Here is a 13,252-nt window from a genome sequence, read left to right as displayed (position 1 = left end):
CTCATCGCGACGGGCGCGCGCAAGTCGACTCCCCGCAGGTGATGGCACCGGCCTGATATCCGGCAAATCGCTAGTTAGGCCTACCTAATCTCTCTGCTACCCTCCCTGAGGGCACTGACACTACTTCTTGGCCGGGCACCGGGTGCCCGGCCAAGAGCATGTGAGGGAGAACTTGATGAAGATCGCCGAGATCATGCCGCTCACCCCTTTGCAGGAGGGGCTGCTCTACGCATCGACTCTCTCGGATGCGGGTCCCGATCCGTACACGGTGCAGGCAGATCTCGGTATCGAAGGCGATCTCGATCCGCGGCTGCTACGCCGCAGCACCCAGGCCGTCCTGGACCGGCATCCCAACCTGCGCACCGCATTTCGTCGTCGTAAGAACGGCATGCCGGTGGCGCTGGTACTCGACGGTGCCGAGGTCGGCTGGACCGAACACGATCTGACCGCGCTGCCGCCGGACGTCGCACACGGGCGCTGGTGCGAGCTGCGTGCAGCCGACCGCGACAACCGATTCGACCCGGGCACACCACCGCTGCTGCGACTGACCGTGGCCAGGCTGTCCGCCCGCTCGTGGCGGGTGCTGATCACCAACCATCACCTCATTCTCGACGGCTGGTCGTCGCCGCTGCTGGTTCGCGAGATCTTCGCCGCCTACGCCGCGGGCGGCAGCGCTGACGGTCTGCCGGCGGTACGTTCGTACCGCGATTTCCTGGAGTGGCTGGGCAAGCGTGACAGCGCCGCCGCGCTGGACCGGTGGCGGCAAGTCCTCGGGCCCACGCCGTCGGCCACCCTGATCGCCCCCGACACCGCGCAGGTCCTGGGGTCGCGGCCGGCGGAACTGCGGATCGACGACCTGGGCGACGTGACCGACCGCCTGACCGCGCGGGCACGCACCGCGGGCACCACCGCCGCCGCACTGGTACAGACCGCGTGGGGGCTGACCCTCGGGCTCGACACCGGCCGGGGCGATGTGCTGTTCGGCACCACCGTCTCGGGCCGCAGCCCGGAGTTCGAGGGTGCCGAGTCGATTATCGGCATGACGCTCGGAGCCGTTCCGGTTCGCGTCGAAGCACGGGCGGCGGATTCGCTCATCGAAGTGGCACTGCGGGTGCAGGCCGCGCAGACCACCGTGATGGACGATCACTGGGTCGGCCTGCCGGCGATCTCGGGTGCGGTGGGGCTCGGCGAGATGTTCGACACTCTGCTGGTGTTCGAGAATCATCCGCTGAGCGCGGGCCCGCTGCAGGACACGATCGCTTCGGCCGGTCTGACCATCACCACGATCGAGCCACAGGATTCCACTCACTACCCGCTCACTCTGCAGGTGATCCCCAATCCCGAGATGCAGATTCGCCTGCACTACCTGCCCGAGGTGGTGTCCGCCGACCGGCGCGACCGGCTGGTGCGGACTCTGGTCACCGTGCTGGCCGCGCTCGCCGACGCACCGGACACACCGGTCGCGGCGCTACCCGTACTCGACGACACCGAGCTGGAACACATACGTGCGCTGGGTACCGGACCCACGCTCGTGCCCACCGAACTCGATGCGCTGCTATCGATCACACCCGGCGACCGCACCGGCAGTCCCGGGGTGGCGGTGACCTGCGCCGGACACTCGATAACGTTCGCCGAGCTCGACGCCCGCGCCGACACCCTGTCCGCACGACTGCGGCGATGCGGGATTGGTCCGGAATCAATTGTCGCCCTGTCACTTCCACGGCAGGCGGACACAGTCGCCGCTGTGCTCGCGATCCTCCGGGCCGGGGCGGCGATCCTGCCGGTCGCGCTCGACTACCCCACCGACTTCATCACCTTCATCCTCGACGACGCCGCACCGGACCTGCTGATCGTCGATGGTTCCACACCGGTCCCCGGTTCGAACGGGTTGCGGCAGCTCATCATCGACACCCCGGAGGCCGATCCGGTTAAAGATCCGTTGACCACCAAGGAACCCCATCCGGACAATCTCGCCTATCTGCTGTACACGTCCGGATCGACCGGAATCCCCAAGTCGGTGGCCGGAACCCGTGCGGGTCTGGCGGCACGGCTGACGTGGGCGCGGGAACTGTGGCCACCGACCGATCCCGACGTGCGGCTGGTCAAGAGTTCGCTGTCGTTCATCGACGGCCTCACCGAACTGCTCGGTGCGGTCGCGGCGCAGTCGCCGATGATTCTGGCGACCGACGACGAACGGGTCGATCCGATCGCCCAGGCGGGGCTCATCGACGACCACGCGGTCACGCAGGTGACGGCCGTCGGGTCCCTGGCCGCCGAACTCGCCGCCTCCGCACCGCGGGCCTGTGCCCGGATCATCAGGTGGATCCTGTCCGGTGAGACCTTGTCGGCCGACATCACCGGACGTCTGCTCGAGCTCGCACCACGCGCCACCATCGTGAACTCCTACGGCTCCTCGGAGGTCGTCGGAGACGTCACGTTCGCGGCGGTCGACGCGGCCACCGCCGATCCGGTCCCGATCGGACGCCCCGTCCCCGGCACCGAGATCCTCGTGCTCGACGCCGCGCTGCGTCCCACACCGGTGGGTGTGGTCGGCGAAATCTATGTCGCTTCAACACAACTCGCGCGCGGCTACCCACGCAGGCCGGGTCTGACCGCCGAACGGTTCGTGGCCAACCCGTTCGGCACCGGCAGACTGTTCCGTACCGGTGACATCGGATGCTGGGACAGCAACGGCGACTTGGAGTTTCACGGTCGCGGCGACGGTCAGGTGAAGATCCGCGGACATCGGGTGGAGACCGTCGGCGTCGAAGCCGCGCTACGCACCCTGCCGGGCGTCGACACGGCCGTCGTGGTGGCCCGCCCCGACCCGACGGGATCGCTGACCCTGTGGGCGTATGTGACCGGTGACGGGGGGCCCGACCCGGCAGCGCTGCGCTCCGGGCTGGCCGAGCGACTGCCCGACTATCAGATTCCCGCGGTCGTGGTCCTCGACGAACTGCCGACGCTACCCAACGGCAAGGTCGACCGGCGCTCGCTGCCGGACCCCGCGACGCTCACCGCGACGGCGGGGTCCCGGCCGCCGGCGACGGGTACCGAAAGCACGATCGCCGCGCTGTACGGTGAACTCCTCGGACTCGCCGATATCGATGCGGACTTGAACTTCTTCGCCGCAGGCGGACATTCACTTCTGGCAACCCGTCTGACACATCGCTTGACCCTCGAACTCGATGCCCCGGCCAGTGTGCGCACCGTCTTCGATCATCCGACCGTCGCCGCGCTGGCCGCCTGGGTCGACGGCCGTGCCGACGCGCCGCACCCGACCGCCGGCGCAGACGCCGGCCCGGGCGACGAGCCGCGCCCGGACCCGCTGCCCGCCTCCCCCGCCCAGCGACGACTGTGGGCACTCGACCGGCTGCAGCGGGACCTGTCGGCGATGCACGCGGAGACGGACTTCGAAGGGTCGGCCTACAATCTGGCATTCGTCGTCGAACTCGACGGTCACCTCGACGTGGACGCACTACGGGCCGCGGCGCAGTCACTGGTGGACCGGCACGAGTCGCTGCGCACCCAACTCGTCGTCGATGACGGCGGTGCCCTTTTCCAGCAGATCCTCCCGGCCGGCACCCCGGTACCGTCGACCGAGCACACGGGCCCCGGATCGGTTGCGGCCATGGAGTTTTCTCGTAGCTCGCCGTTCGATCTGGCCGAGGACGTGCCGATCCGGATCGACCTGGCCCACACCGGCGACGCGACGACGATCCTGCAGGTCGTGATGCATCACATCGCCGGCGACGAGTGGTCGACGCCGCTGGTGTTCGATGAGCTGGCAACCGGGTACGAGAACGCGATCAGCCACGCCGCCCCCCTTCCTGCGCCGGCGATCCAGTACGCGGACGCCGCACTCCGGCAGGATCGGCAACTCGATGCGACCGACGCATCGGGAACGTCGCTGCGGCAACGTGAACGCGAGCACTGGCGTGATGTTCTCGACGGTCTGCCCGACGAATTGCCGCTGCCCTACGACCGCCCGCGCCCGGCGATTCCGTCGGATTCAGGTGGCACAGTGGAGTTCTCGATCGACGCCAAGACAGCGGATGCTCTCGGCCGATTGACCCGCGCCACGGGCGTCACCGGTTTCATGGTGGCCCATGCGGCGGTCGTGGCGCTCTGGTCACGGCTGACCGGCTCCGACGACATCCCGCTGGGTACGCCGGTCGCCGGTCGCGACCACTCGGCGACGCAATCGGTGATCGGAATGTTCACCAACACCGTCGTCCTGCGTGCGCGGGTCACCGGCGATCCGACTGTCGCCGAACTCCTCGACCACGTCAAGCAGGTGGATCTGTCCGCGCTCGACCATCAGTCGCTGCCGTTCCAGGAGGTCGTCGACGCCGTCGACCCGGCGCGCGATGTGGCGCGCAGTCCGCTGTTCCAGACGATGGTGCAGTACCGCAGCCCCATCAGCACACCGGATTTCGCCGGACTCACCGCCCGCATCGTACCGATACCGGCCACCACCGCCAAGTTCGACCTGACCGTCGAGTTTCTGGAAAACGGTCCCGGACAACCACTTTCCGGTCGCATCGAGTTCTCCCGTGACTTGTTCGACGACGCGACCGTCACTCGGATCGCCGACGCACTGACCGCGATGCTGACGGCGATGGTCGCCGACCCCGGCATCAGGCTGTCCCGGTTGCCGCTGCTGACCGACCCGGACCGGGCCGCATTGCACGCCTTCAACGACACCGCGACCCAGGTGCGCACGGACGTCGACCTGCCCGGCCTGATCTGGGAAGCAGCCGCCGCCCACCCCGGCACTCCGGCCGTCGTCGACGAGACCACGGCACTCAGCTACAGCGAATTGATCTGCGCCGCAGACACTCTTGCAGAACGTCTGCTCGGTGCCGGCGTCGGTACCGACGATGTCGTGGGGGTGGATGTGCCCCGCGGTATCGCACTGTCGGTGAGCGTGCTGGCGATCATGCGGGCGGGCGCGGCGTATCTTCCGCTCGACCGCGACCATCCGCCTGCACGCCGCGACTTCATCCTTGCCGATGCCGGGCCGGCCGCGATCGTCACCGACGACGGCGCCTCGATCATCGATGGCGCCACTCCCGTCGTCGTGGTCGATGCGGTGGGCACGCCCACCGAACCCGGTCCCACCGGTATCCTGCCACTGGCCGGAGCACTGCCCGCCGAGCGCGGCGCCTACCTGATCTACACGTCCGGTTCCACCGGAAAGCCCAAGTCGGTCGTGGTCGATCACCCGGCCATCGTGAACCGGCTCGAATGGATGCAGGACCGGTTCGGCCTGCGGCCCGGCGAACGGGTGCTACACAAGACGCCGATCGGTTTCGATGTGTCGGTGTGGGAACTGTTCTGGCCGTTGATCTGTGGCGCCACCATCGTCATGGCCACGCCCGGAGCACACCGGGAACCGGTGGCCATCGCCGAAACCCTTGCACGGCAACGAATCACCACGGCACACTTCGTTCCGTCGCTGCTACGCGCCTTCCTGGCCGAGACCAGTGACGCACTGCCCGATCTGCGCCGGATTCTGTGTTCCGGCGAGGCTCTGACCGCACCACTGCGCGATGGTGTGGCCGCGCGGTTCCCGCACGTGCGTCTGCACAACCTGTACGGCCCCACCGAGGCCGCCGTCGACGTCACCGAGATCGACGTGACCGACCTCGACGGCCCGGTCATGCCGATCGGTGCACCCGTGTGGAACACCGGCCTGCACGTGCTCGGCCGGACGCTCGACGAACTGCCGATCGGTGTGTGGGGCGAACTGTATCTGTCGGGGCGCCAACTCGCCCGCGGTTACGCCGGCCGGCCCGGTCTGACCGCCGGCCGCTTCGTCGCCTGTCCCTTCGGCGCGGGCGGCGAGCGAATGTACCGGACCGGCGACATCGCCCGCTGGACCGACGACGGAGTGCTCGAATACGCCGGACGCAGCGACAGCCAATTGAAGCTGCGCGGTCAGCGCATCGAACCCGGCGAGATCGAGCAGGCGCTCCTGTCCGCAGGTGGCCTCGCGCAGGCTGTGGTGGTGGGCCACACCACCGCCGACGGCCGCACCATGCTCGTCGCCTACGGCGTGCCCATGTCACCCGAAGATATTGCACCGGAACAGATTCTGTTGTCAGTGGCGCTCACGCTACCCGCTCACCTGGTACCCGCCACGCTCACGTTGCTCGACGCGCTGCCGGTCACCACGAACGGCAAACTCGACGCGCGGCGCCTACCGGACCCGGTGATCGCAGGGGTGGGCGGCACCGTCGATGACCCGGTGGCCGCCGACATCGCCGACGTGTTCGCCGAGGTCCTGCACCGCGACCAGGGCAGTGTCGGTGCCGGGGACGACTTCTTCGCACTCGGCGGCGACAGCATCGTCGCCATCACCGTCGTCAACAGACTGCGGCGCCGCGGGCTGCTCGTCGATGTGCGGGAGTTGTTCGAGCAGCGCACGGTCGCGGCCCTGGCCGCCGTGGTCCGCCGCGCCGAAGAGACCGACGCCCCGGAGGTGAGCACCGGCGACCCCGAGCGTACGGACCCCCTGCCGCTGACCCCGATCGTCGCGCAACTCGCGAGCCGGCCCGGACGCTGGCAGTCACTGGCCCAGTCCATCACCGTGGCACTGCCCGCCGCGATCACCGCCGACGAAGTCCGGCAGGCGCTGGCCGCGGTCATCGCCCGCCACGAGGCGCTGCGGCTACGGGTCACCACCACCGTGGCCGGGGTCTGGACGGTGCAACCTATCCCATCCGAATCCTTCGACACCGCAGGCATTCTCACGGTTCACGAGATCACCGACGCCACTGAGGAGGCGTTCGCCTCGGTCGCCGCCGGCACTCACGCCCGTCTCGATCCGACGGTCGGCGGAACTATCACTGCGGCAGCAGTTTTCGAATCCGGCAACAATGCGACCGACACCGGCTACGGCAGATTGGTGCTGGTGATCCATCACCTCGCGGTCGACGCGGTGTCCTGGCGCATCCTGCTCGATGATCTCGCCGAGGCCGCGAATGCGGTGGCCGCCGGAGCTACACCGGCACTCCCGCCACCGGCGGTGTCGTATTCGCGGTACACCGACACCGCCGCCGAGCTGGCGGCCGCACCGTCGATCATGGCGGAGCTGACCCGCTGGCGAGGTCTGCTGACCCGGTCGGCCCCGATCACCGATGCCGCGACACTCGGCGTGCAGGCCGACCTGGCCAAGGAGGTGATCACCCTGGACGCCGAGCAGACCCGCGCCTACCTGACGTCCGGGTCGGTGACCGCAGCGCTGATCGCCGATACAGGAACCGCGATCACCAGATGGCTCCCTCACCGGGGGAACCCAGTTGAAGCCGGGCCACTCCTGATCGACGTCGAAGGCCACGGCCGGGACCTGGGCGGACTCGACCTGTCACGGACGGTCGGCTGGCTCACCACCGTCGGACCGGTACTGTTCGACCCCGCCGCAGACGACCCGGTCGATGACATCGCGTCGGCACTCGGGCAGGAGAGCCATTCGTACGGACTGCTGCGCTACTGCAACGCGCGCACGGCGCGGGTGCTGGCCCGTGCACCCAAGGCGCAGGTCCTGGTCAACTATCTAGGCACGATCGTGCTGGGCGGGCAGTCGGTTCCGGGCGGGCAGGCCGACTGGCAACCGGCGTCCGAGGCCACGTGGACCCGCACCCGCCCTGCCGACGATCTGGGCGCAGAGTACGCGGTCACCGTGGATGCCCGCGTCGAACGTGACTCGCGGGGCCAGGACCGGCTCGTCGTCGAGGTGACCTGTTCGGCACTGGTATTCACCGGCCCGGAGATCGAAGCGCTGGTGCGTTCGGTCGAGGCCACCGTGTGTGAGCGGGCCGCCCGCTCAGGGCGTGTCTGCTCAGGGCATGTCCGCTCGTAGAAAGCCCATAGGTTACCCTAACCTGAGTCCGGAGTGCCCGACTTACCGAGCACGGACGTCCAGGCAGCACGACACACCGAGGAGCCTCACCGATGGCAGCAACCACACGGGCAACCACCACTCGAGCGGCTCGCGGCCACCGGCGCGCGCGCAACCTGATCGTCGCGCTCACCGCCTCCGCCGCCCTCGTCGCGGCGGGGTGTGGCAGCGACTCGTCGGAGGAGGCCACCTCCTCCACTGCGAAGGCGGCCGGTTGCCAGTCCGGTTCGGAGTCGGGCACCCGCGTGATCAAGGACACCTTCCTCGGCGATGTGGAGGCACCGGTGACCCCGCAACGCATCGTCGCGGGCTGGCTCGTCGGCAATCAGCTCCTCGACCTCGGGGTTCCGCTGGTCGGACTGCTCGACGACTACAAGCAGAACGCGACCCAGGAAGAACTGGACAAGGCCAAGGACCTGCCCACGGTCGGGTCGATCTCCGACGGTCTGAGCGCGGAGAAGACCCTGTCGCTCAAGCCCGATCTGGTGGTCACCTCGATCCGCAAGGACATCGTCGAGACCCTTGCGGTGGAGAAGCTCAAGGACAAGGTGCCGGTGGCGGCCTTCGGCATCCTGGAGCCCGCCGACGTGTGGCGCAACTACACCAAGGTCGCCGACGCCGTGGGCTGCGGCGACAAGGTCACTGCCGATCTGAAGCGCCTGGACACCGAACTGGCGCAGATCGGCACCACCCACAAGGACACCATCGCCAAGCTCGGCGAGGTAGCGTACGTCGAGGGTTCAGCGGTGCCCGGCTCGTTCCAGATCGCCACGTCCAAGGCGCTGACGTACGAGCGGCTCACAAAGGCGGGCCTCACCTACTTCTCGGGAGCCGACCCCAACCCGGAACGCTACAACCAGGCCATCTCGCTGGAGCTGACCAGCAAGCTGGAACCGGCCAACGTGATCTTCTACGAGGCCGACTTCGACGGCAAACCCACCAAGCGGACCCAGGAACTGCTCGACAAGCCGACGTTCAAGAATCTGCCGGCGGTCAAGGCGGGCAACCTGTTCCCGTATCCGGCTCCGTACGCGTACACCATCACCGCCGCCGACAAGCAGGTCGAGGCCATCGAATCCGCAGTGAAGGCCGCTAAGCCCGCCGCCACGCCGTAATGACCGACAGCACCACCGTCACCGCCAGTCCCGCAACCGACGGGGCACCCATATTCGACGGGGCATCGGCACGGCCGCTGACCGCCGCTCAGCGTGAGATCTGGGTGGGGCAGCGGCTCACCGACGACGCCACCGCCTACTCGACGGTCCTTGTCGCACACGCCCGCGGTCCCGCCGATTTCGACGTTCTCCTCGACGCGATGAGCGCCGCGATGGCCGAATCGCAGGCGGTGCGGGTGCGGTTCCGGGTGACCGACAGCGGTGAGGTGGTGCAGGAGCCGACCGACACCATCCCGACGGTCGACCTCCACGATCTGCGTGAGCGTCCGGACGCCTACGCGGCTGCCCGTGAGTGGATCGCGGCCGAGCTGGAACGCCCGTACGACGTCACCGGCGAAATACTGTTCCGGATCAGTCTGATCCGGGTGGAGGACGAGTACACCCTCGCCTATCTGTCGGCGCATCACCTCATCCTCGACGGCACGGCAGTGGGATTCGTGCTGGCGACAGGGCTCGCTCGCTATGACGCCCTGCGTCGCGGTGAAAAGTACGCCGGTGGCGACGATTCCGGGGATCAGTGGTCGCTGGGCAGTCTGGTCGACCTCGACGAGGACTACCGAAACTCGGCGCAGTTCACCGAGGATCGCGATTTCTGGCTCGCGCATGTGGCCGATGCTCCCCCGCCCCCGCGCCTGCTCACCGACCTCGATCCGATCCCCCGCCGGGCCGATATTCTGTCCGTCGGGCTCACCGACGACGAATACGACCGGCTGTACGGGCTGGCACGCACACTCGGGGTGCGGACCGCCGGCCTGTTGTTCGCCGCACTCGCCGGTTTTCTGCATCAGCGGACCGGCCAGTCGGATCTGATGCTCGCGATGCCGATGGCGGGGCGCACAACCCCCGAATTGCGTACGCATCTCGGCACTTTCGCCACCGTGCTACCGGTCCGGGTGAAGTTGCGGTCCGGCGCCACCTGGCGGCAGGCGGCCGGTGACATCGACGAGTTGCTCGGCCAGGTGGCCCCGCACAGCCGCTTCCGCGGTGAGGATCTCGGCCGGGCGCTGCGCGAGGCCGGCACACCCAAGGCTCTGTTCGGTGTGGGTGCCAACGTGCTGCCGCTGAGCACGCGGCCGTTCACCCGGCTCGGTCTGGACGCGACGCTGGAGATCCTGTCGTCGGGTCCGACCGGCGACATCGATGTGTTCTTCGAGGTCGACGTACCGGCTAAGCAGATCCGCCTCAATCTGCACGGCCCGGGTACCCATATGGCCGAGATGACCGTCATCGCAGATGAATTGGCAGAGTACGTACGTGGCTTGGTCAACGATCCGGAACAGGTCATCGGCCCACCGCTGACCGTTCTCGCCGCCGGATCGGCCGCTCCGGAGACACCTGCCGGGACGCTTCCCGGAGCCGAGGAGTGGATCACCTACAACGACGCCGATTCTCTCGACTCCCCGGGCCCCGATGCCGAGACCGGCCCGCCGGCCGCGACGGTGATCGCAGTGTCGACACCTCCCGGAACCGAGGCCGCCCAGGTGCGAGCGGTGCTGACGACCCTCGCCGGTGCTCATCCGGAACTGTCGCTGCGCGCCGAACGCTGGGCTCCCGGTCTGTGGGAGTACGTTCCGGCCGATGCCGCGGATTGGCCTACGATCCTCGACGCCGCCACCCCTGCCGACCAGGCTGCCGACGAATTGGCCAATACAGCAGCAGGTTTCGCGGCAGCATGGATTCCGGGGGTACGCAGACGACCGGGAACGCTGCTGCTGGCGGCGCACCCGCTCGTCGTCGACGCACAGGGCATGCAGATCCTGCGGCAGGATATCGAAACCTGTTGGGCCACCCTCGCATCCGGTGGTGCTCCGACCCTTCCCGCGGCACCCGCACCGGCGGATGCGGTGACCTGGGCCGGGGACCGCGCCCAATCCGGTACATGTGTCGAACAACTCGACGGCTGGCTGGAACTGGCACGCCGAGCACCATCTCCGGCCCCCGCAGGCGAGTCGGCCACTGCCGCCACCGCGATGGTCACGACCGATCCGTCCGCGACGTCCGCCGCGGGATTGGACCCCGGTGGTGCCGCACTCGCGGCCCTGAGCCTGGCTCTGCACGACATCGATTCCGCAACAAACGCTTCGGAAACGATCGTCGATCTGGACCGCACCGGTCGCACGGGATATCCGGAGCCGGTCGCCGGAAGCGCGGCCCCATTCGGTTTCGCCGCACCCGTCGCGATCGCCGCGGCCAGCGATCCGTCGGCCGCGCTGCGCTCAGCGCGGAGCCGACTGAATCGACAGCGCGACAACGGAATCGATTTCGCATTGTTGCGGTACCTGCATCCGCAGGCCTCGGGTGTGCTCGCCGGTACCGGCGACCGCTGGCGGATCCGAGTTCGCGATGAGCGTGGCCTGCGTGTGCTGCGCGCCGACGAGCCGAAGTCCGGTGCGCTGGTCCGTGTCACCGACACCGGATTCGAGTTCACCGTCTACTCGCCGCTCGCGGTGGGTGGGCGTTCCGTCGAGCCACTTGCGCTGGCACAGGCCTGGGCCCGGGCGGCCGAGTCTGTGGCCACCGCCGCGGCCGATCCCGCCAACCAGGTCGGTCCGTCCCCGGACAACATCGTGGGCGTGGCGCTTTCCGACACGGCCCGCAGCCGGCTTCGGCAATTGGCTCCCGGGCCGATCGAGGCGATCTGGACCCTGTCACCGCTGCAGGAGGGTCTGTACTTCCAGTCGGTGGTGTCCGAGGACCTCGACATCTACAACGCACAGTTCGTGCTCGATTTCGACCGGGCGCTCGACCCACCACGGCTCAGGCACGCGCTGACCGCTCTGATGGCCGACCATCCGTCGCTGCGTGGCGGGTTCACCCACGAGGGGTTGCCCGCACCGGTCCAGTACATCGTCGACGGGTTGCCGGCACCGCTGGAGATCGCCGACCTGCGCGAACTACGCGGCGCCGCACTCGACGACGCGTACGACCAGGTGATCCTGGCCGATCGCGAGCACAAGTTCGATCCGGCCGCGCCCCCGCTGTGGCGGGTTACGCTGATCCGGCGCCCCGACGGCGACCGGGTGGCGGTGTCCCGCCGGTTCCTCGTCTGGGACGGCTGGTCCAACGGGCCGTTCATCGGCGGCCTGCTCGCCCACTACGCCGGCGAGCGCGACGACGAGCCCACGCCGATCGAGTCCGCCGTCTTCGCCCGATATCTGCGCTGGCTGGGCGAACGCGACCACGACGCCGCGGCGGCGGCCTGGGCCCGCTATCTCGATGGGTACGACGAACCCTCGGTCCTGGTGCCGGAGGCCGATCCGATCGTCCGGGGCTCCACCAGGATTCACGAGCACACTCTGACCACTGAGCAGTCCGCGGCGCTGCCCGCACTCGCCCGGACCGCCGGCGTCACTCTCAACACGATCTTGTCGACGGCACTGTTGCTGGTGGTCAGCCGGTGGACCGGGCGCACCGACGTGGCGATCGGCCAGACCGTGGCCGGCAGGCCACCCGAGGTCGACGGGGCCGACGCCGCGATCGGTATGTTCCTCAACACGGTTCCGGTGCGGGCACGGCTGCGCCCGGACGCCACCGTGGCCGAGTTGCTCGGCGCGCAGCAGTCGACCGCGCTCGCCGTGCTCGGACACGACTGGCTCAGCCTCGGTGAGATCCAGGCTCAGGCGTCGGCTCCCGTCCTGTTCGACACCCTGCTGGTGCTGCAGAACTTCATCGCCGACGCCCTGCTGGGGGCCGAACACGGCGTGGTCGGGCACACCAGCGACGACCACACCCATTTCGCGCTGACCGTGGTGATCACCCCCGGCGACGAGCTGGCGGTCAAGATCGAGACCCGCTCGGACATCGTCTCCGACGAAACCGCCGACGGACTGTCGGACGACCTGATCACCCTGCTGACCGCGCTCGCCTCCCCGGACGGGGTTCTCGACACCCAGCTGGCCCAGTTGCCGATCGCTGCGGCCGAACGGCCACAGATCGGCCGTGCACTCGATGTGCCGGAGCTGTCGGTATCGGAGCTGCTGGCCGCGACCGCGGCCGAGAACGCCGACGCCACCGCCCTGATCTTCGGCGACCGATCGCTGACCTTCGGCGAACTCGATGCCGAGATCAACAGACTCGCAAGGCTGTTGATCGCAGAGGGGGCCGCACCGGAAACGGTGGTGGCCCTGGGGATCGAACGCTCCATCGAGATGGTGGTGGCCCTGTTCGCGGT

Annotated in this window: 3 protein-coding genes; all 3 read left to right on the top strand. The window is 68.6% G+C overall.

The annotated features are described in order from the left end of the window. The first annotated feature begins 175 nt into the window (after positions 1-175). Positions 176-7,867, top strand: a complete 7,692-nt coding sequence (locus KDB67_RS11400; protein WP_291015811.1) for a non-ribosomal peptide synthetase — start codon at positions 176-178, stop codon at positions 7,865-7,867. 92 nt (positions 7,868-7,959) lie between these two features. Further along, positions 7,960-9,021 carry an ABC transporter substrate-binding protein gene (locus KDB67_RS11395; protein WP_291015810.1) on the top strand — a complete coding sequence of 354 codons (1,062 nt, stop codon included), beginning with the start codon at positions 7,960-7,962 and terminating at the stop codon, positions 9,019-9,021. Continuing rightward, positions 9,021-13,252, top strand: a 4,232-nt coding sequence (locus KDB67_RS11390; protein WP_291015809.1) for a condensation domain-containing protein, incomplete at its 3' end; no start/stop codon positions are given. The genes KDB67_RS11395 and KDB67_RS11390, both read left to right, overlap by 1 nt.

This window comes from Gordonia sp. (in: high G+C Gram-positive bacteria) (genome assembly GCF_020438995.1).
Classification (GTDB): domain Bacteria; phylum Actinomycetota; class Actinomycetes; order Mycobacteriales; family Mycobacteriaceae; genus Gordonia.
The sequence above is the reverse complement of the archived record's forward strand: the minus strand, read 5'-3'. Positions and strand labels throughout refer to the sequence as shown.